At 62.5% G+C, this 19,400-nt stretch carries 17 protein-coding genes; 8 read left to right on the top strand and 9 right to left on the bottom strand.

Annotated elements, in window-relative coordinates; all coding sequences use genetic code 11:
* The first annotated feature begins 140 nt into the window (after positions 1-140).
* The 4 genes from TK49_RS01025 to TK49_RS01010 all read left to right on the top strand — a co-directional run bounded on the left by TK49_RS01025 (position 141) and on the right by TK49_RS01010 (position 2,299).
* Positions 141-521, top strand: a complete 381-nt coding sequence (locus TK49_RS01025) for a hypothetical protein (RefSeq protein ID WP_157773972.1) — start codon at positions 141-143, stop codon at positions 519-521.
* Between the two features lie 119 nt (positions 522-640).
* Positions 641-1,147 carry a CzcE family metal-binding protein gene (locus TK49_RS23705; protein ID WP_052698571.1) on the top strand — a complete coding sequence of 169 codons (507 nt, stop codon included), beginning with the start codon at positions 641-643 and terminating at the stop codon, positions 1,145-1,147.
* A 131-nt stretch (positions 1,148-1,278) separates the two neighbouring features.
* Positions 1,279-1,506 carry a hypothetical protein gene (locus TK49_RS01015; RefSeq protein WP_045220190.1) on the top strand — a complete coding sequence of 76 codons (228 nt, stop codon included), beginning with the start codon at positions 1,279-1,281 and terminating at the stop codon, positions 1,504-1,506.
* A 454-nt stretch (positions 1,507-1,960) separates the two neighbouring features.
* Positions 1,961-2,299, top strand: coding sequence for a copper-binding protein (locus TK49_RS01010; protein WP_024979360.1), 339 nt, complete (start codon positions 1,961-1,963; stop codon positions 2,297-2,299).
* A 173-nt stretch (positions 2,300-2,472) separates the two neighbouring features.
* On the opposite strand, the gene TK49_RS01005 is transcribed toward TK49_RS01010, so the two are convergent.
* The 4 genes from TK49_RS01005 to TK49_RS00990 all read right to left on the bottom strand — a co-directional run bounded on the left by TK49_RS01005 (position 2,473) and on the right by TK49_RS00990 (position 7,078).
* A complete protein-coding gene (locus TK49_RS01005) occupies positions 2,473-3,072 on the bottom strand; it encodes a YdcF family protein (protein ID WP_037032491.1) in 600 nt (199 codons plus the stop codon).
* A 109-nt stretch (positions 3,073-3,181) separates the two neighbouring features.
* A complete protein-coding gene (locus TK49_RS01000; protein WP_024979358.1) occupies positions 3,182-4,030 on the bottom strand; it encodes an undecaprenyl-diphosphate phosphatase in 849 nt (282 codons plus the stop codon).
* Between the two features lie 63 nt (positions 4,031-4,093).
* The gene (lspA, locus tag TK49_RS00995) at positions 4,094-4,606 is read right to left on the bottom strand and encodes a signal peptidase II (protein WP_064809139.1); all 513 of its coding nucleotides are present in this window, start codon (positions 4,604-4,606) and stop codon (positions 4,094-4,096) included.
* A gap of 69 nt (positions 4,607-4,675) precedes the next feature.
* Entirely contained in the window at positions 4,676-7,078 is a 2,403-nt protein-coding gene (locus TK49_RS00990) for a heavy metal translocating P-type ATPase (protein WP_024979356.1), read from the bottom strand.
* An 85-nt stretch (positions 7,079-7,163) separates the two neighbouring features.
* Between TK49_RS00990 and cadR the strand changes: the two genes are divergently transcribed.
* From cadR to TK49_RS00975, 3 genes are all read left to right on the top strand, one after another.
* The gene (gene cadR, locus TK49_RS00985; protein ID WP_024979355.1) at positions 7,164-7,598 is read left to right on the top strand and encodes a Cd(II)/Pb(II)-responsive transcriptional regulator; all 435 of its coding nucleotides are present in this window, start codon (positions 7,164-7,166) and stop codon (positions 7,596-7,598) included.
* A 146-nt stretch (positions 7,599-7,744) separates the two neighbouring features.
* Entirely contained in the window at positions 7,745-9,673 is a 1,929-nt protein-coding gene (locus tag TK49_RS00980; RefSeq protein WP_024979354.1) for a cytochrome c/FTR1 family iron permease, read from the top strand.
* Positions 9,674-9,697: 24 nt separating this feature from the next.
* Complete coding sequence (locus tag TK49_RS00975; RefSeq protein WP_045220193.1) at positions 9,698-10,657, top strand: site-specific integrase; 960 nt, start codon at positions 9,698-9,700, stop codon at positions 10,655-10,657.
* 126 nt (positions 10,658-10,783) lie between these two features.
* Here the strand turns inward: TK49_RS00975 and TK49_RS00970 are convergent, their stop codons facing one another.
* Both TK49_RS00970 and TK49_RS00965 read right to left on the bottom strand, forming a co-directional pair.
* Positions 10,784-13,717 (bottom strand): Tn3 family transposase, encoded by a 2,934-nt coding sequence (locus TK49_RS00970; RefSeq protein ID WP_024979352.1) that lies wholly within the window; start codon positions 13,715-13,717, stop codon positions 10,784-10,786.
* Positions 13,718-14,288: 571 nt separating this feature from the next.
* Positions 14,289-14,915: a DUF1415 domain-containing protein gene (locus TK49_RS00965; protein ID WP_045785084.1), complete on the bottom strand. Its 627-nt coding sequence runs from the start codon at positions 14,913-14,915 to the stop codon at positions 14,289-14,291.
* Between the two features lie 197 nt (positions 14,916-15,112).
* On the opposite strand from TK49_RS00965, the gene TK49_RS00960 reads away from it, so the two are divergent.
* Positions 15,113-15,496: a hypothetical protein gene (locus TK49_RS00960; RefSeq protein ID WP_045785083.1), complete on the top strand. Its 384-nt coding sequence runs from the start codon at positions 15,113-15,115 to the stop codon at positions 15,494-15,496.
* Between the two features lie 75 nt (positions 15,497-15,571).
* On the opposite strand, the gene glpK is transcribed toward TK49_RS00960, so the two are convergent.
* The 3 genes from glpK to TK49_RS00945 all read right to left on the bottom strand — a co-directional run bounded on the left by glpK (position 15,572) and on the right by TK49_RS00945 (position 19,381).
* Positions 15,572-17,068, bottom strand: coding sequence for a glycerol kinase GlpK (glpK, locus tag TK49_RS00955; RefSeq protein WP_045785082.1), 1,497 nt, complete (start codon positions 17,066-17,068; stop codon positions 15,572-15,574).
* A 113-nt stretch (positions 17,069-17,181) separates the two neighbouring features.
* Positions 17,182-18,927, bottom strand: coding sequence for an ABC transporter substrate-binding protein (locus tag TK49_RS00950; RefSeq protein WP_045785081.1), 1,746 nt, complete (start codon positions 18,925-18,927; stop codon positions 17,182-17,184).
* Positions 18,928-19,099: 172 nt separating this feature from the next.
* On the bottom strand, positions 19,100-19,381 hold the full coding sequence (locus TK49_RS00945) for a DUF2160 domain-containing protein (protein WP_045785080.1): 282 nt from the start codon (positions 19,379-19,381) through the stop codon (positions 19,100-19,102).
* Positions 19,382-19,400: the final 19 nt, after the last annotated feature.

Genomic DNA, 19,400 nt, shown 5'->3' with positions numbered 1-19,400 from the left:
ACCGGAATCCCCGTCGTGAGAACTCAGGCCATGGACATGCTCCCCACACCGGCTGGCTTTGCTAGGCGGTGGCATGCGTGCGTCCGGTTTGACATCCACGGCCGCAACCTCGATCCAAGTTTGCAAATGGGGGCGCTCCGATGAAAGCCGGAAGCCGGATCCTCCGCCGATTGGCCGGCTGTGTCGTCCTGGCCAGCTTGTTCTTCACCCGTCTGGCGGTAGCAGGGTATGTGTGCCCGATGGAATCGGTGTACGGCCCCGCTCACCAGAATCTGGTGTCGCGCGATGGCTGCCTGGATGCCGGCGGCGACCAGTTGGCGCTGTGCGCCGACTCGTTTGGCGACGGGCGCCTCTGGGCCGACAACAAAGGCCATCCGCCTGTTGGCGATGGGCCACCGGTACAGGAAGCCCGCTATCCCCGCCCGGAGATATCGGGACGCAGTGATTCGTTGCGTCCTCTGTCGCTCTACACGGTGGCATCTGCGCCGATCTATCTTCAGACGGCCAGACTACGACTCTGATTGACCCCGAATGGCGGCAGTTGCTTGCTGCCAATTGCAGAAACTTCGCGCACGCCTTGCTGCTAACAAAGCACGCCATGTGGTGCTGCGCCTCTGACAGTCAACATTCGGGATCAATCATGAAAGCTATCCAAGTTCTTTCCACTATTACCTTCGCCGCACTCAGTGCATCCGCCTTTGCAGGCCCAAACTGGGACGCCATCAACAGCGCCCGCAAGGCCGCTCAACAACAAAGGGTTGCGAGTGCGGGCGACGCGTCCGATCAGGCGATGCGAGACCACTGCGCCATGATGGGGCAGATGTCTGCAACGGGAGACAAGATGCACGAGCAAATGATGCATCAGTCGGACGGCCAACTGAGCAATGCGAACGCTGCGCTGTTCGGCGAGCGGGCGGCAACGTCCGCCAACTCTCGCACGGTTGCCGTCGTCCCGGGGATGAAAGCCGTTCCCGTCCACGCTGGCGAAACGGTGCGCTTCGACTTCGGCTCAAGCTCAGCGACGTGGACCTTTGCCGCGCGGCCGGGCAACTCCGCGGTCGAATTGAGCACGCTCTTTCCGGAGATTCCTGCCGCCAAGGGCGTCTGGGCCTATCCCAATGGCACCAGCCTATACGCCGGCCACTAAATCAACTCATGGTGAGCTAACGGAATCCCAGGGGCCGGCGCATTTCGCGCCGCATCACTGGATATGAGAAGCACGGGATCCTGAGCGATGGCGACACAGCCCACTCAGATCCGCACGATTGGAGAAAAATCATGCAAACGATCAAGAAAATCATTCTCGCCAGCACGGTACTGGTGTCTCTTGGCGCAACCTCCGGTGTGGTGATGGCCGCGCAGAAGGTAGACCCCTACCACGATGGTGCGCACATCGCAGACAAGCGTGATATCTACACCGACGGCGCACGCTCGGTGAACGATCCGCGCGACCCGTACACCGATGGCCGCAACGCGCTGACAGGTCGGAACACATCAGCGGCCTGACGCTGTCCCGCCAACTGCATGATGAAGAAGCAAGGGATGCTGAGGCGTTCCTGGCTTTCAGTCGACCGTCGATGCAAATCGCAATGCGTGTGACTCACTGTGAATAGAGCCCCCGTCTTCGATCTTCCGCTCAATGTCATTGTGACCATCTTGGTCGCCGTGGCGCTGACATTTTGTGCGATCTGTTTATTCGCTTGGTACCTGCGCCGACGATATGGCACCGGTCATCCGCGTGGACAAGCCCGCGCGCGCACGCGTTCTCGCAAGACCGCGAGCCGCCGCCGCAAGTAAGTCACCGCCCTGCGGCCCCCATTGGGTAAAGCCTGGGCCGCTTCGAAGCATCCAGTCGCATAAATCGCGGCATGCGCTCGAGTCAGGAGTGCGGCGACCCGGACATCCATCGGCCAGACACAACATCTGTTTCCCAACCACCCTCTCATGACGAAGTCTCACGATGAAATACGTTTCCGCTCTTACATTCGCCCTGATGCTGGCATCCGCCCCCGCAGCCTTTGCCGCCACGCCGATGGAAGGTATGGATATGAAGCCGGCAGCGCAGTCTCAGCAAGCACCCAAGCCCGTTTCAGCAGAAGTCCGCAAGGTCTACCCCGACACCGGCAAGGTCACGCTCAAGCATGGCGCCATCGACAACCTCGGCATGGGCGCCATGACGATGACGTTTTCCGTCAAGGACAAGGCGTCGCTGAAGAATTTCAGGGAGGGCCAAGCTGTGTGGGCGGTCTTTGATACGGTCGATGGTCAGCCGACCGTCGTCGATTTGCGGAGCAAGTAAGCCGTCGGCGGCGTACGGGCCAACGGTCGTGCGCCACCCGGCTGAGCGGGATCAGTCGGGTGGGCTGCTCACGAAAGCGCCTTGTCGTGGCATCCACAGGGAAAGCAATGGCCCGTCGCAGCAACGTGGCTGTCCCTGAGTCATGCGTGGCGTACCTGGATGTATTTGGGTTTTCAGGACGGCTTTTTAAAGACAAGGTAGTCGAGATAAAGCCAAATTTCGCGCCACAGAAAGTTCGCTCGAGTGGTCAAGGATTCGAAACGGCTAGAGGACGTAGGCCCAGGCAGGGCCTGGAGTCCAAGATCGTTAGCCATTGCCGTTGCTCTTCGCAAATGTAGCGGATCGCTGACCAACAGAACCGTGCGAATCCCAAGTGGGTCTAATAATTTCTTTGCATTGACAAGGTTTTGCCAAGTCGTACGCGAGGTGGTCTCCGCCAAGATCGCGTCAGGTGGAACACCGTGCTTGATCGCATACTCGCGGCCGACCTCGCCTTCGCTGGGATAACCTGCCCCCGGTGTCCCGCCGGTGAAAACCAGGTATTTCACCTGCTTGTTCTGGTAGCGTGCAATCGCCTCGTTAATCCGCTCCCGATAAACGGGAGACGGCCTATTCCCCCATGCTGCAGCGCCAAGAACAACAGCCGCATCCACGGGAGCATTAAACGACTGCTCTCCGTAACTGACAATCTGCCATGCCACTGTGAGGAATCCAATGGCGATCAAGAGGGCCAGCATCGCTGGCCCGATGACAATGGCGCGTCGAAGTAACATGGAGCGTCGATTCACATCACTCAACCGGCTGACCTCGCTATAGCGAAAGGCCGAATATCGAAGCCTTCTGAAAAAGCTCCAATTCGGCAGAAGCACATGACAAACGTGGTTAGCCAATCCACAGTACCAACAGCGAAGCCAACAAGCAGTAACAGCCGAAGAAATGCCATCGGCCTTGCTCCAGCCAGCGTGACAGCCACCGCAGCGCAACCAAACCTGCCAAGAAGCTCAGCGCCATGCCGATCATGCTTGGCCCCATGAGGTGCAAGAGTCCATCCGAGTGCATTGCTGTGGTGGTAGCTGCGTATTCTTTGTAGAGTCGATACGCTTCTTTGGCGATCACTGCTGGGGTTAATACTACGGCCAACGCAAAGCTAAACTCTTCGGCACGCCGCCGCGTCACACCTAAGGCAAGCCCGGTCGAGATAGTGGCTCCCGAACGAGAGAAACCGCGAAATGGAAGACACAGCCCCTGCACGGCGCCAATCCATGCCGATTGGCGCAGGGTGAGGTTATCGATCCCCCGATCCTGGAGACGGGAAGACACAATGATCAACAGGCCGGCTGCAGCCAAGGCAGCGGCTATCAGACGCGAGTTGCCAAACAGATGTTCGATCTCGAAATTCGATGAATCAGCTACCACTACGTGCTTAATGAATTGCAGCAGCGCCACCCCCACGATACCGGTTGCGAGCGTTGCAACCAGTATGCACAGGGCGTTAGTGCGAAATGCCTGCCCTGAACTGAAATAGGTGGTGCGCCACGATTTCCAGAAATAGGCAATGACCGCGAACATCGTGCCGGTATGCAGCATGACCAGCAAAAGCGTCATTTGAGGCGCCGTTGGATCCAGCCCCATCAGCTTCTCGGCCGCAATGACATGGGCCGAGCTAGATACCGGCAGGAGTTCGGCTGCCCCTTGAATGACGGCAAGGACAAGAATCTGTAGCAAGTTCATCTGTGTGGCTTAGCGGTAATCTAAAATTGAAGCACGGGTGTAAAGGGTAGTACTTGGTATCGTTCAACTTGACTCGGCGCCCGACCGGGCGCACCGACTTTGCGTCCTGGTGGCCCCCAAGAGACAGATCACGCCAAGTGAAATCGCTACATCAGCCAAGTTGAACGCGGGCCAGTGCCACGCTCGCCAATAGAAGTCCAGATAATCGACGACCTGCCCACGCCCCATCCGGTCCGCTGCATTGCCGAGAGCGCCCGCGAGAATCAGCGCATAGGACACAGATTCCAATCGAGGCAACTTGCGGCGGAGCATCCAGATCAACCACGCAGATGCGGCGAAGGCGAGTGCGATCAAGAAATATCGTTGCCAACCGCCGGCCCCGGCCAGAAAGCTGAACGCCGCGCCAGGATTGCGCACATGCACGAGATTGAAGAACGGTGCGATCTCCAAACGCGTGCCGAGCGGTATGAAGACTGCCACGCCGAGCTTGACGGCTTGATCGAACAGCGCGATCAGCCCCGCCAGCAACAGCCAGCGCGGCCACTCGTCTGTTCGTGATGAATGAAGCATGACCATGGCGCAATCAAAGAGGTCCTTCCAGAAGCTTTTGCGGTGTCACGGTTGTCGCTGGTTGGAACTTCCCAGTCATTTGCGCAGCAACCTCAGCCCATTGCCGACCACCAGCAGGCTGGCGCCCATGTCGGCAAACACCGCCATCCACATGGTGGCCTGGCCGGTAAAGGTCAGCACCAGGAATACGGCTTTGATGCCGAGCGCCAGCGCAATGTTCTGCTTCAGAACACCCGCCGTAGACCGGGACAGCCGCACAAAGGCCGGGAGCTTGCGCAGATCGTCGTCCATCAGCGCGACGTCGGCCGTTTCGATCGCCGTGTCCGTCCCGGCGGCCCCCATCGCGAAACCGATATCGGCCCGGGCCAATGCAGGCGCGTCGTTGATGCCATCGCCGACCATGCCGATGGTCCCCTGTGCGGATAGCTGCTCGATTTCGCGCTGCTTGTCTTCCGGCAGCAGGTTGCCCCGAGCTTCGTCGATACCGACCTGCTGAGCGATCGCCTCTGCGGTATGCGGGTTGTCTCCGCTCAACATCAGGGTTTTGATGCCCAGCGCATGCAAGTCCTTGATCGCTTGGCGACTGCTGTCCTTGACGGTGTCGGCCACACCGAACAGCGCGCGTACGCCGTCCGGACCGATCAGCATCACGACCGTTTTGCCCTGAGTTTCAAGCGCGGCAAGGTTGGCTTCCAGCGCCGGCGAGCACACCGCGAGTTCCTCGACCAGGCGATGGTTGCCCAGGTGATAGAGCGCACCGTCGATATAACCCCGTACGCCACGCCCGGGCAAGGCCGCAAAGTCGGTAACGTCGCGCAGGGCTCGACCTTGGTCCCGCGCCGCGCGGGCCACCGCCTGGGAGACTGGGTGGTCGGAGCGAACCGCCAGACTGGCGGCGAGCCTCTCGGCGGCCGAAGTGTCCGCACCGCTCCAAGCCACGACGTCGGTCTGCGCCGGCTTGCCATGTGTGATGGTGCCGGTCTTGTCCAGCGCCAACCATTTCAGCTTGCGGCCTTCCTCGAGATAGGCCCCGCCCTTGATGAGGATGCCGCGCCGCGCGGCGGCGGCCAGACCGCTGACAATGCTCACCGGCGTCGAGATCACGAGGGCACAGGGGCAGGCGATCACCAGCAGCACCAAGGCCTTGTAGATCCAATCCAACCAGGAGGCACCGAATAGGAGCGGCGGGAAAATCGCCACCAGCAGCGCGACCGCAAACACGATGGGCGTGTACAACCGGGCGAACTGGTCAACGAAACGCTGCGTAGGTGCACGACTGCCTTGAGCGGCCTCCACAGCGTGGATGATGCGCGCCAGCGTGGAGTCGCTTGCCGCCGCGGTGACACGGTACTCGAACGACCCGGACTCATTGATGGTGCCGGCGAACACCGGGTCGCCTTCAGCCTTCTCGACCGGCAGGCTCTCGCCCGTGATCGGCGCTTGATTGACGGAGGAGCGCCCCTGCAGGACCGAGCCATCGAGCGCGATACGCTCGCCCGGCTTGACCCGCACCCGGCTGCCAACCGCAACGGTCTTGGCATCAACGTCGGACCAACTCCCATCGCTACGCTGAACCGTGGCGGTCTCGGGCGCGAGATCCATCAGACCACGAATCGCGTTGCGAGCGCGGTCAAGCGAGCGGGCTTCGATGACTTCCGCCAGCGCGAACAAGACCATCACCATCGCCGCTTCTGGCCAGTGGCCGATCACCATCGCGCCCGTGACCGCAATCGACATGAGGGCATTCATGTTCAGGTTGCGGTTCTTGAGTGCGATCCAGCCTTTCTTGTAAGTGGACAGCCCGCCGGTCAGGATCGCGGCCAGCGCCAGGATCACCACCACCCAGTGATTGCCGCCGTTGAGCCAGTAGACCACTTCTGCCAGCACGGCGTTCGCACCGGCAATGGCAAGCAGCCACCATTTGGTGGGCGCAGCATCCTGGACGTGAGCGGGTGCGGCAGCAGAGGTGTCACGGACCTCGGCATCGAAACCGAGCGATTGAATGGCAGCCAGCACTTGCGGTAGCGCGTCCGCAGCGTGCTGAACGGCGAGTGTGCGCTGTACGAGATTGAACTGCATGCCTGACACGCCGGGCATACCCGTCAGCTTGCCGCGAATCAGCGTTTCTTCTGTCGGGCAGTCCATCTGACGAATGGTCAGGACCGTGCTCTGCCCGGCGGGGCTTTCATCCGCGCGAACCGCCCGCATGCCGATAGCTGAGAGCGCCTGGTCGATCGGCGCCGGGGATGGCAGCCGGTGCTGGACGGCCAGCGAACGCTGCATCAGGTTGAACTCAAGGTTGACCACGCCCGGCAGCGCCGCCAGCTTATTGCGAATGAGCGCTTCTTCCGTCGGGCAGTCCATGTTGTCGATCCGGTAGCGAGATCGTTTCAGGTCGACAGCCGCCGTATCGCCGTCCGCCGGCGTCACCATGTTGGCGGCAGCACAACCGCATCCCTTGGAGCCGCAATCACTCACAGCATCTCCTTGTCGCTTGAAATGGATCGGACTCAAGTACACACTCTATAGTTACTATAGAGTCAAGATCTCCCTGTCCGACATCATGAGCATTCAGATTGGCGAGCTAGCCAAGCGCACAGCCTGCTCGGTTCAAACCATCCGGTATTACGAGCGCGAGGGCCTCTTGCTCCCGCCGGACCGCAGCTCGGGCAACTTCCGGCTGTATGGCGAGCGGCACATCGAGCAACTGCAGTTCATCCTCCACTGCCGGTCGCTGGACATGCCGCTGAACGACGTGCGGACGCTCCTGCGCTACCGCGAGCGACCAGACGAGGATTGCGGCGCGGTGAACACCCTCCTAGACAAGCACATCGAGGAAGTCGAGCGGCGTATCGACGCGCTGACGGTTCTAAAGCGCCACTTGTGCGTTCTGCGTGAAACCTGTTCCGATGGGCGAGCCGCTGAAGCCTGTGGAATCCTGCAGGGGTTGTCCGACGGCGGCTGCGCATGCGCTGGAGACGTCACGCACCCGCACTGACACGGGGGGGTGTGGCGAGGTGGGTTCGCAGCATGACCGCACCTCGGCCGCTTGTTTTTCGGTCAGCGCGATATCCGCGTCGCGAAACATGAATTACAATCATTCTCATTTAAAGCCATTTCTCCCGCTTCGCCGGTAGGCTCTTCATGCAACTGCAGCGCGTCGTCTCCCTCATCCTGTTTTACCTGCTGACATCGGTCTCAAGCGCGTACGCCGACACGCTGTCCACCCAAGACAAGACCAAGCAAGTCTGGCAGTTGCTCGACTATCTGGCGGTCGATTATGGTCGCTCCGTCAAGGACGGCCAGGTGGCCAATGCCGACGAGTACGCCGAAATGCAGGAGTTTGCGCATGCGGCGGAACGTCAGATTGCCGAGTTGCCGGCGGGGCCGCAGACGCAAGCCTTGCTCAAGGATGCAGGGGCATTGCGCACGCTCATCGCCGACAAAGCCGCACCCACCGTCGTCGGTGAACAGGCACATAAGCTCGCGGACAGCTTGCTGGCCGCCTATCCGGTGCCGATGGCGCCCAGCAAGGTGCCGGACCTCAAGCACGGGGCCACGCTGTATCAAAGCCAGTGCGCGTCCTGCCACGGCAGCTCCGGACACGCAGATGGCCCGCTGGCCGCCAAACTAAGCCCGCCGCCCATTGCCCTGGCCGACCATCAGCGGGCCCAGGAGCGCAGCGTCTTCGCGCTCCAGCAGATCATCACGCGCGGTGTTGAGGGCACCTCCATGCCCAGTTTCGCGCAGCTCACTGACGACGATCGCTGGGCGCTGGCTTATTTCGCGTCGACCTTGTCGTATTCCGATGCGGATCGGCAAGCCGGCGCCAAACTGTGGGCGTCCCGCCCGGAGCTGCATAGCGCAGTGCCCACACTCGCCAAGCTCAGCCAGACACCCGAGGCGTCGCTCGCCAAGACAGTCAGCCCGGATGCGGCACGGCAATTGACGGCGTATTTGAGAAGCGCGCCGGACGTGCTGAGCGCCTCCAATACAGACAGTCTCGCGATCGCCAAGGACAAACTGAAAGAAAGCGTGGCCGCCTTCGGCCAGGGCGATAAGGCAACTGCCTCACGCCTAGCGCTTTCCGCCTACCTCGATGGCTTCGAGCCGGTTGAACCCGCCTTGGCCGCCAAGAACCAGGCACTGTTCCAGGACATCGAAAAAACGATGGGCCTGTATCGCAACGCGATCACTACCGGTCAGGCCGAGCAGGTACGGGACATCGCGCAGCATCTGCAGACGATGCTGACTGAAGCCCAGGATGCACTGGGTGGCACTAACGATCCGCTCTCTACGTTCCTGGGCGCCTTGACGATCCTTCTGCGTGAAGGCCTGGAAGCGCTGCTCGTCGTGGTCGCCATGATGGCCTTCCTGAAGAAGGCCGAACGCACCGACGTGCTGCCGTACGTCCATGCGGGCTGGATTGTTGCGCTGGCCGCCGGTGGGCTGACCTGGGCCGTCGCTACCTACCTGGTGGACCTGAGCGGTGCCAGCCGCGAGATGACCGAAGGCTTCTCGGCAATCTTTGCGGCCGTGGTCCTGCTCGGCGTGGGCATGTGGATGCACCAGAAGAGCCTGGCCGGCCGCTGGCAGGCCTACGTGAAGCAGAAGCTGTCCTCCGCGCTGAACAAGCGCTCGGCGATCATGCTGTTCGTGCTGTCGTTCGTGACGGTGTATCGCGAGGTGTTTGAGACCGTGCTGTTCTACGCCGCGCTGTGGAGCGAAGGGAACGGCATCTACCTGCTGGCCGGCTTGGGTTCGGGGATTGCGATCCTGGCGGTCATCGCCGTCGTTCTGCTGCGCTCCTCCGCGCGCCTGCCGATCCGCCAATTCTTTGCCTTCAGTTCGGCCTTGGTTGCTGTCCTGGCGGTGGTGCTGATCGGAAAAGGGGTCGCTGCACTGCAGAAAGTCGGCTTCCTGCACATCACGCCGATTTCGATGCCACGCATCGACATGCTCGGCATTTATCCCTCCGTGCAGACGGTAATCGCACAAGTGGCGATCTTGTTCATTATTGCGCTCAGCATCGCGTATAACCTACGATCGCAGAAGGCATCGAGCAAAGCGTAGTCCCCACCTGTATTTGACAGTTCAATGGCGGATATCGACAGGTATTTGCAGGCTGCGACCCGCGATCACACGCGGCGCAGCTATCAGTCCGCCATCCGTCATTTCGAGCGGGAATGGGGTGGCTTCCTGCCGGCCAGCGCTGACAGCATCGCGCGCTATCTGGCCGAGCACGCGCAGGTGCTCTCCATCAATACACTGCGCCAACGGTTGGCTGCGATCGCGCAATGGCATGTTGCGCAGGGCTTTCCCGATCCCACCCGAGCACCGCATGTCCGCAAGGTGCTCAAGGGCATTCAGGCACTGCACCCAGCGCAGGAGCGGCGTGCCAAGCCGTTGCAGCTCGCCCAGTTGGAGCAAATGGTTGCCTGGCTGGATACGCAGATCGCCGCCTCGTCTGAGGGCAACGCCCATCAACTCCAGGTGCATACCCGCAACAAGGCGCTGGTGCTGATCGGCTTCTGGCGGGGCTTCCGGTCGGACGAACTGAGTCGGCTGCAGATCGAGCACATCACGGTGGAGCCCGGCCGGGGCATGACGATTTTCCTGCCGCGCACCAAGACGGATCGCAACCATGTCGGCACGACCCACAAGGCGCCCACGTTGTCGCGCTTGTGCCCAGTCGCCGCCTACGAGGCCTGGCTGGCGGCGTCCGGCCTGACTGAGGGCCCGGTGTTCCGCAGGATTGACCGCTGGAGCCGAATCGCCACCGATGGACTGCAGGCCAGCAGCATCGTGCCTTTGTTGCGCGCGCTGCTCCATCGCGCGGGACTGCCGCAATCGGACCGCTACAGCAGTCACTCGCTGCGACGCGGCTTTGCAACCTGGGCGAATTCGAACCAGTGGGATCTCAAGATGCTGATGGAGTACGTCGGCTGGAAGGACGTACGCTCGGCCATGCGCTATATCGACGCGGCCGACCCCTTTGCACAGCATCGGATCGAAGCAGCGCTGTCGGTCGCACCGCCGCCGGGCATTGCAGGCTGACAGGTTCGATCAAGCGGACCTCTTCAATTGCTTTGGCGAAGCGACCTTGCATGACCCGCTAACGGGCACGATTGGGGTTGACTAGGGCGCATGAGACGTGACGCCGCACCCGCACCAAGTTGTCCGTCACGCTTGGCTTGCGCGTCGCCGAGGTGCCGCCTCCAACAATGCGTCCTGGTACTGGTGGATCGGGAAGCTCAGAATGCCCCGGAAATTCACATGTGCGAAGTGTGCCGGCCCCATGCGTCGGAGCCAGTCATCGTCGACGCGTTGCCCCTTACCGCGCCATGCGTCGACTGTGACTTGCATCCGTTGCGTGTTCCAGCCGATCACCAGATTCGTCAGCAGCGTGAGCGATCCGGAAATCGCCATCATCTCGTCCTGACGCCGCCCACGATCGTGCTGGACTTTGCTGGAGTAGATGGCCCGCTGGAGCTGGTGTACCGATTCGCCACGGTTGAGCAGCGTGCGCAGCTCCCGCCGAAACTCGCTGTTGCTGAAGAAATCGCACAGGAACAGCGTGCGCAACAGCTTGCCGAGGTGATCGGCTGCCCGGTGGATCGGGTCGCCCTGGGCAGCACTGCCAAATCGCTGCAGCGCCACGATTGCGCTCACGCGCCCAGAGTGAATGGAGGCCACCAGGCGCAGCAAACCATCCCAGCCTTCACGGATCGCCTTGGGCGAGATGTCGAGCGAGACGGCACCCTCCAAACCGTCTGGCACCTGCAGGCCGCGCGGCAGGTACAGCTTGCGCTCCGACAGATTGCGCAGCCAGGGACACAGATCGAAGCCGAGCAACTTGGCTACCGCCATCCCCACGTTCGTGTATCCATGGGTATCCACGGCAAGACGGAGCAACCCGCCGTCGGCGCGGGTCTCGTTGTGGCGCATCACGCCTTCGATCGCAACGCCAGTCTGGCGCTCGTTGAGCACCATGGGCTGGTTGTAGACGATCCCGTGCTGGTCCAGCACGTGCGTATAGATCCCGACAGCATGGGTGCGGCGGCGTGGGTCGGCGCGAGCGTAGAACAGGTGGGGTGAGGTATCCAGGCTCATCGAATCGCTCGACGCCAGTTGCCCCGTTCCCCACAGCTCGGTGATCGGGTGCGTGCGCTGGAATTCCACCACCCGCTCGTTCGCACGGCGCAGCCGCCCAGGCATCTCCAGGGCGCGCATCGCGGTTGAGACGTGAGCGGGGTCCAGTTGCGGGATCATGGCCGCCACACCCTTGGCATCCAGTTCGGTGCCGTGGGCAATGAGCCCTGCGTAGAGCGCGATCAGTTCTTGCGAGTCTCTGGCCTTGCGGGCCAGCAGCACTTCACTGAAATTGGTACGCGCATCCATCTCCAGGATCATGTCGGCAAACTGCGCGTTGCCGATGTCCTTGAACAGCAGATCACGGGTGCGCGTGGGTATGCCGTCCGTGTCCGCCGCTTCGAGCGGCGACTGATGGAGCACGCCATTTGCATCAATGGTGAAGTGGCCGGCTTCGCGGGCCTCGTTCAGTGCGGCGAGACTCGCTTTCAGGTGGTCCGTCAGCCGGTTGAGATAGGTGTCCGCTTGGCTCGGCAAGCCGAGCGAGGACAGATACCGGTCACGTTCGGCATCCCACTGCGCAGGTGGGATCAGCAACTGATCGCGCTCACGGAACGACAGGCTGTGGTTGATCCACACCGTGCCGCGGCGCAGCCCTCGGCGCAAGCCCAGCATCGCGCTGGCTTCCATGGCGCGCATCGCGCGCTGACGGTCTTCGCTGTTAACCAAGTCGCGCCAACTGGCACTGACTGGCACCTGGCAGTCGGGCGGCAACTCCGTCGCCCCTCGATCATGCAATCTGCCGACGAACTCTAGCTGCTGCACAGCAGGATCGGCGCCGTTGCTGGCAAACTCCAAGCCGCGCAGAGCAGTCAGGAGATTGCGGATACGGTGTGGGTCTTCGGTGAGCGTCTCTCGCACACTGGCCGCGTGGCTCGCGGGTGGTTTGGTCGAGAAGCCCTCCAGCAACTTGCCGATGTCGGCCAGCCGGTCTTCCGCTGAACGACGGGTATCGTCAACCAGCGCTTTGATGTCGACCAACTGCTGCCGGTATTCAACCGCCGAGCGCACTTGCTTGGCCGTGGTCTTGTTGTAAGCCCGGCGGACCAGGTCGGAAACGCGCCGCCCGGATTGGTAGGCCATCGCATCCGTCAGCTCCAGCAGGGTCACACGCAGGAAGAACACCAGTTCGATCGTGCGCGTGGAGGTTTTCAGTTCGCGGACTTTGGCGGGGCGGCGAGCCTGGATGCGCTGGCCGTAGGCGCGCTGTTTTTCGATGGGGACAGCATCGAATGCCCAGGTATGTGCGCCGAGATCCTTCAGGAAGCGGATCTTGTCCAGCGTCTCGGTCATGGTTGACGGGCTGTGCCGGGCTGGTGGGGTCTTGAGCCATTCGAGTATGGTCGTACCCGATGTTGCATGCTGAACGAACACAGCCGCTTCGGCCTGTGCGATCTGCGTTAGCGGAACAACCGCCTCAATCATGGCCAGCAATTCGCGCTCGATGCCGGCCCAAATGGAGCGGGCAATATCCAGCAGTGCGCGGGTAGAAGGGATCAGAATCCGTCGCTCATACAGCCAGAAGTGAGCGTGCTGGAGCAACTCATCGATCGTCAGCGATTCGGCGGCATCCTGCCGCATCCAGGCTTCCAGCCCAGTCCACTGGTCGCCATCAAGCCGCGTCAGGCCAAGGTAGTCGCATGCCCAAACCTGATGTTCGTAAAGGGTCTTGTATCGCTGATAAATGGTGCGCAGCGAAGCAATGGTTGGCGTCGACACCCCCAGCCTTGCGCCGACATAGCGCAGCAACTGCCGGGGAAGGGTGTTGAGTTGGTCGAGGGTATGACCGCTGGCGCGAAGAAAGACCAGTTGGATGGCGGCTCCTGCGCGGCCGTCACGCCGGAATTTCTGGTTGATCGCGAAGATATCGCTCTCGGTCAGCGCGAAGTAGCGGTCGACGTCGAACTCTGACAACCGCGTGGGCAAGGAGTCCTTTCCCACATAGCGAAATTCCAAGCCCGGCATCTTCAGCCCCCATCAAGGTGGCGCGATCCGAAATCGCGGGCGAACATCGTACTCCTGAAGTCACTTGAGGACAGCAGACAATTGTCGACAAAGACCTGGGAGCCTTATGAATAAAGGCCTTGTGGGGAAACCGCCAGATTTTGCACGAAAAGTACGATTACCCCTCGATGTGGTGCCGGATGCGAGCAATGCGCCGATTGAGTTGTCGCTGACGTTGCAGTCGGGGGAGCGGTTGCTGTCTGAGACTTGGGCGTATCAGTGGACGCCGCCGGTGGATCGAGGCGTGTGAGCGTCGTTTCTTGGGGCGTCGGCTTTTATGGCTGGTGCCGGTCTATCCCTTGTTTCACCCCCTGCCGGGGGCGACTCACTTTCTTTGTCTTGCCAAAGAAAGTAAGCAAAGAAAGGCGCGCCCGAGATGGCGAAGGATTCCTTGAATTTATGTCGCAGGGAGGGGAAGGGAAAAACTCGCTTCGCTCAGACAGTTTCCCTTCCTTTTTCCTCCCTGCAACAGAAATTCAAGGCGCCATCTAGGGCATCAACGGCCAGACCGTCGCTGCCTTTGGTCAGTTGGTTAGTCGCGGGGCGGTATCTTGCCGAACTTCTTTGCCATTTCTGCCCAGCCTTCGGGGCCCAGCCGTTCCATCGTCGCGATATTGCGTTCGTAGATGTCGGCTGCATCGGGGACGGCCGCGGCGGCGCGGGCGATGCTGTCTTCGCGCAGCAGATGCAGGATGGGGGCCGGCGCGCGGTTGGTGGCGTTGGCGATGTCGTCCGGTGCGGCGTCGGCGAAGACGAAATCGGGGTGGAAGCTGGCCAGTTGCAGTTCGCCTTCGTAGCCGGCCTTGGCGAGCAGGGTTTCGGCGCGCTCGGTGAGGGTGTGGAAGTCCAGGAAATCCGCCAGCGCGGGGACAATGAGCAGCGTGGTGTCGATCTGTGCGGCGGGGGTGGTGCGCAGCAGCTCGGCTTCGGCGCGCAGGTGGTCGAGCACGTCGCCGTCCAAGGTGGCGCGGCTCACGACGTAGCGGACCTGCTGCTTGACGTGCACGGCCTTGGCGAAGGGGCAGAGGTTCAGGCCGATGACGGCGTCTTCGAGCCAGCGCTGTACGCGGGCAACGTGGTCGGCAGCAACACCGGCGTCCAGCGGCAGGGCGTCCGCGGGTGGGTCGAGCAGGGTGAAATCAGACGTGGGTTCAGGCACGGTGCGGCGGTGGCAGGAATGTCAGCGCGCAGTGTAGTCGATGGCCGGGAGCGCTTCTTGCGGCACTGAGGGTGTTGTGTATTGCAACACCCGGCGCGTGCGCTTTGAAGCGCGTCGAGACCGCTTCCGGTGTGCCTTACGCGCCACCGATGCGGTCAGACCTTCCCATGACCGTGTAAAAAGAAAGGAGCCCAACCATGATGGAACTGCGCCCGACCAAGACCACACTGAAAACCGCGCTTGCCATGGCGGCCGCCCTGGCTGCGTCGGCGGCTTTCGCCCAGATGACGCCGGCACCGCAGACTTCCCCGCAGACGACCGGCACCGTGCAGACCGCGCCGGGCGGCCAGGGTCCGGCCACGTCCTCACCCGACCCGCTGGTGCAGAAGCGCATCGAGGACAAGGCCGCGAATGACGAATACAAGGCGCGCAAGGCCGACGCCAAGGCCGCCTACAAGGAAGAAAAGAAGGCCGCCAAGGCCAACCGCAAGGCCCAGCGGAAGGAGGCCCGCGCCGAGCGCAAGGAAGCCATGAAGGAGCAGGGCGGCCCTGCCCAGACGCCGAACAGCGAAGGCAAGTAAGCCGCTCGCGGCACCATGAAGAAAGGCGACCCTCGGGCCGCCTTTTTTTTCTTGCGTGGCACGTCGACGTCGGCGTCAGTGGCCGCGCGTGGTCGGCAGGCGGACCTGGGCGACGGCCATTTCCCATTGGGCGATGCGGTGCGCGGCCTCGTCGCGGCTGATGACGGGGTGGAACGTGCGGGAGGCGCGCCATTGCTGCGCGACTTCCGCTTCATCGCGATAGAAGCCCGTGGCGATGCCGGCCAGGTAGGCCGCGCCGAGCGCCGTGGTCTCGATGATCTCCGGACGCACGACAGGAATGCCGAGCAGGTCCGCCTGGAACTGCAGCAGCAGGTTGTTGGCCGAGGCGCCGCCGTCCACGCGCAATTCCGAGATGGTGGAGACGGCGTCGCGCGTCATGGCCTGCAACAGCGCGGTGCTCTGGAAGGCAATCGACTCCAGTGCGGCTCGGGCGATGTGGCCGATCGTCGTGCCGCGTGACAGGCCAACGATGGCGCCCTGCGCGGTGGGATCCCAGTACGGCGCACCCAGCCCCGTGAACGACGGCACGAACACCACGCCGCCCGAATCCGGCACCGAGGCGGCCAGGCCTTCGACGTCTGCCGAACGCTGGATGGCGCGCAGGCCGTCGCGCAGCCACTGCACGACCGCACCGCCCACGAAGACGCTCCCTTCGAGCGCGTAGCTGCGCGTCGTGCCGCTCTGGCAGGCGGCCGTGCTGATGAGGCCGTTGTGCGATTGGACCGCCTTGTCGCCGGTGTTGAGCAGCATGAAGCAGCCGGTGCCGTAGGTGTTCTTGGCCATGCCGGGCTTGAAGCAAGCCTGACCGAACAACGCAGATTGCTGGTCGCCGGCAATGCCGCCAATGGTGAGCGAGGCGCCGAGCCAGTCGGCATCGGTCTGCCCAAATTGATACGCGGACGGATGCACCTCGGGCAACAGGCTCGGGTGAATGTCGAGCGCGCGCATCAGGTCCGCATCCCATTCGCCGGTGTGGATGTTCCACAGCATCGTGCGCGAAGCGTTCGATACGTCGGTCACGTGCAGGCGACCGCGCGTGAGTTGCCAGACGAGCCAGCTGTCGATGGTGCCGAAGGCGAGTTCGCCACGCGCGGCGCGCTCGCGGGCGCCATCCACGTGATCGAGAATCCAGCGCAGCTTGGTGGCCGAAAAATACGGGTCGATGATCAGCCCGGTGCGCTTGCGCACCTCGTCTTCCAGGCCCTCGGCGCGCAGGCGCTCGCAGATGGCTTCGGTGCGGCGGTCCTGCCAGACGATGGCGTTGAAGATCGGTTTGCCCGTGGCGCGTTCCCACACCATGGTGGTTTCGCGCTGGTTGGTGATGCCGAGCGCGGCCATGTCGGCGGCGGACAGCTTGGCTTGTTCGAGTGCGGCGCGGCAGGTGGCGAGCTGGCTGTTCCAGATGTCGAACGGGTCATGCTCGACCCAGCCGGGCTGCGGGAAATGCTGCGGAAACTCCTGCTGGGCACTGGCGACGATCTGGCCGGCGCGGTTGAAGACGATGGCGCGTGAGCTGGATGTGCCCTGGTCGAGCGCGAGGAGGTATTCCATAAGGCAGATTCAGGTGACCGCCGGGCCGGAGTGAACCTGTCCGGCGGTGGGTAAAACGGAAGCAGGCATGGTAGCCCGCCGGCCGATGGTTGGTCGACCGGCGGGCATGCGAATTAACGCACCTTGCCGGCCTTCCAGGCTGCGAGCAGCTTGTCGTAGGCCACCGTCTCACCCTTCGGACGCTCGTTGTCGAGCTTCTTCCACGGGGCGTGTTCGGTCGACAGCCACTTGTTCGGATCGCCCTCCGGGTTCAGCTTGGGCGCGCAGTTCTTCATGCCGGCGCGCTGCAGGCGGGACATCACCTGGTCCATTTCCTTGGCGAGGTTGTCCATCGCCGCCTGCGGCGTCTTCTCGCCCGTGACGGCCGTGGCGACGTTCTTCCACCACAGCTGTGCCAGCTTCGGATAGTCGGGCACGTTGTTGCCGGTCGGCGTCCAGGCCACGCGGGCCGGGCTGCGGTAGAACTCGATCAGGCCGCCGTACTTGGCCGCGTTCTTGGTGAAGTAGTCGCTGTGGATATCGGAGTCACGAATGAACGTGAGGCCGGTGATGGACTTCTTGAGCGACACGGTCTTCGACGTGACGAACTGCGCGTACAGCCACGCGGCCGCGCGGCGCTCGAACGGGGTGGACTTGAAGAACGTCCACGAGCCGACGTCCTGGTAGCCGTTCTGCATGCCGTCCTTCCAGTACGGGCCGTGCGGCGACGGGGCCATGCGCCACTTCGGCGAGCCGTCGGCGTTCACGACCGGGCCCGGCTTGGTCATCGGCGCTGTGAAGGCGCTGTACCAGAACACCTGCTGGGCGATGTGGCCTTGTGCGGGCACCGGGCCGGCTTCGTTGAAGGTCATGCCGGTCGCCTCGGGCGGGGCGTACTTCTTCATCCAGTCGATGTACTTGGTGAGGGCGTACACGGCGGCCGGGCTGTTGGTGGCGCCGCCGCGCGAGACCGATGCGCCCACCGGCGTGCACTTGTCCTTCTCGTCGACGCGGATGCCCCATTCGTCGACCGGCAGGCCGTTCGGGATGCCCTTGTCGGCGGAGCCGGCCATCGACAGCCAGGCGTCGGTGAAGCGCCAGCCAAGCGACGGATCCTTCTTGCCGTAATCCATGTGGCCGTAGACGCGCTTGCCGTCCAGCTCCTTCACGTCGTTGGTGAAGAAGTTGGCGATGTCTTCATAGGCCGTCCAGTTGACGGGCACGCCCAGGTCGTAGCCGTACTTGGCCTTGAACTTGTCCTGCAGGTCCTTGCGGGCGAACCAGTCGGCGCGGAACCAGTACAGGTTGGCGAACTGCTGGTCAGGCAACTGGTACAGCTTGCCGTCCGGCGCGGTGGTGAAGCTCGTGCCGATGAAGTCCTTCAGGTCCAGGCCCGGGTTGGTGAATTCCTTGCCTTCGCCGGCCATGAAATCGGTCAGCGGCATGATCACGCCGTAGCGGTAGTGCGTGCCGATCAGGTCGGAGTCGGAGATCCAGCCGTCGTAGATGCTCTTGCCGGATTGCATCGAGGTCTGCAGTTTTTCGACGACATCGCCTTCCTGCATGATGTCGTGCTTGACCTTGATGCCGGTGATCTCTTCGAAGGCCTTGGCCAGCGTCTTCGATTCGTAGGCGTGCGTGTCGAGCGTTTCCGACACGACGTGGATCTCGGTGACGCCCTTGGCCTTGAGCTTGGCGGCGGCGTCGATGAACCACTTCATTTCCGCCATCTGCTTGTCTTGCGACAGCGTGCTGGGCTGGAATTCGCTGCTGATCCATTTCTTGGCCTCGGCTTCACCGGCATGGGCCGCGCCGACTGCCAAGGCACTCGCCAGTGCAATGGCACTGATCTGTAGCGTCATGCGCCAGGATGTTTTCATCGGTATCTCCTCGTGCTTTTGTTCTCCCCGCAGCGAAAACATCCGACATTCCGACGCGGGGAGCGTGGTGGAATGCGTGTGCCCGACCGTCAATGCGGGCGTGGAAGCGCGGCATTCTGCCGACACTTCCGGACTTGCGAAATCGAGACTGCCCTCTAAGCTCGTGCGGCCCTCAGCCGCGCCACATGATCAGAACCAGCACCACCATCGAGGCGACGAAACCGCCCCAGGGCGTGGTGCCCTCCGACGTCAGTCCGACCCACGCCAGATTGATGTAGGCGGCAGTCAGCAACCCGATGAAGAGGCGGTCGCCGCGCGTGGTGGCAATGGGCAGGAACCCCTTGCGCTCCACGGTCGGCCGGACCACCTCCCATACCGTCATGCTGGCCAGCATCAACGCGATGCAGCCGAAGAAGATCGCCACCTCGGGCGTCCAGGCCATCCAGCTGAACATGTCCTTGTCTCCCAAAGCG

The sequence above is a fragment of the Ralstonia mannitolilytica genome, from assembly GCF_000954135.1.
GTDB classification, from domain to species: domain Bacteria; phylum Pseudomonadota; class Gammaproteobacteria; order Burkholderiales; family Burkholderiaceae; genus Ralstonia; species Ralstonia mannitolilytica.
The sequence above is the reverse complement of the archived record's forward strand: the minus strand, read 5'-3'. Positions and strand labels throughout refer to the sequence as shown.

What these genes read in the sequence shown, in the direction of transcription:
- TK49_RS01000 (WP_024979358.1), bottom strand. Translation starts at nt 4,030, where the DNA reads ATGAACTTGCTACAGATTCTTGTCCTTGCCGTCATTCAAGGGGCAGCC.
- lspA (WP_064809139.1), bottom strand. Translation starts at nt 4,606, where the DNA reads ATGGTCATGCTTCATTCATCACGAACAGACGAGTGGCCGCGCTGGCTG.
- TK49_RS01025 (WP_157773972.1), top strand. Translation starts at nt 141, where the DNA reads ATGAAAGCCGGAAGCCGGATCCTCCGCCGATTGGCCGGCTGTGTCGTC.
- TK49_RS00970 (WP_024979352.1), bottom strand. Translation starts at nt 13,717, where the DNA reads ATGCCGGGCTTGGAATTTCGCTATGTGGGAAAGGACTCCTTGCCCACG.
- TK49_RS00960 (WP_045785083.1), top strand. Translation starts at nt 15,113, where the DNA reads ATGATGGAACTGCGCCCGACCAAGACCACACTGAAAACCGCGCTTGCC.
- TK49_RS00945 (WP_045785080.1), bottom strand. Translation starts at nt 19,381, where the DNA reads ATGTTCAGCTGGATGGCCTGGACGCCCGAGGTGGCGATCTTCTTCGGC.
- TK49_RS00975 (WP_045220193.1), top strand. Translation starts at nt 9,698, where the DNA reads ATGGCGGATATCGACAGGTATTTGCAGGCTGCGACCCGCGATCACACG.
- TK49_RS01005 (WP_037032491.1), bottom strand. Translation starts at nt 3,072, where the DNA reads ATGTTACTTCGACGCGCCATTGTCATCGGGCCAGCGATGCTGGCCCTC.
- TK49_RS23705 (WP_052698571.1), top strand. Translation starts at nt 641, where the DNA reads ATGAAAGCTATCCAAGTTCTTTCCACTATTACCTTCGCCGCACTCAGT.
- glpK (WP_045785082.1), bottom strand. Translation starts at nt 17,068, where the DNA reads ATGGAATACCTCCTCGCGCTCGACCAGGGCACATCCAGCTCACGCGCC.
- cadR (WP_024979355.1), top strand. Translation starts at nt 7,164, where the DNA reads ATGAGCATTCAGATTGGCGAGCTAGCCAAGCGCACAGCCTGCTCGGTT.
- TK49_RS01015 (WP_045220190.1), top strand. Translation starts at nt 1,279, where the DNA reads ATGCAAACGATCAAGAAAATCATTCTCGCCAGCACGGTACTGGTGTCT.
- TK49_RS00980 (WP_024979354.1), top strand. Translation starts at nt 7,745, where the DNA reads ATGCAACTGCAGCGCGTCGTCTCCCTCATCCTGTTTTACCTGCTGACA.
- TK49_RS00950 (WP_045785081.1), bottom strand. Translation starts at nt 18,927, where the DNA reads ATGAAAACATCCTGGCGCATGACGCTACAGATCAGTGCCATTGCACTG.
- TK49_RS01010 (WP_024979360.1), top strand. Translation starts at nt 1,961, where the DNA reads ATGAAATACGTTTCCGCTCTTACATTCGCCCTGATGCTGGCATCCGCC.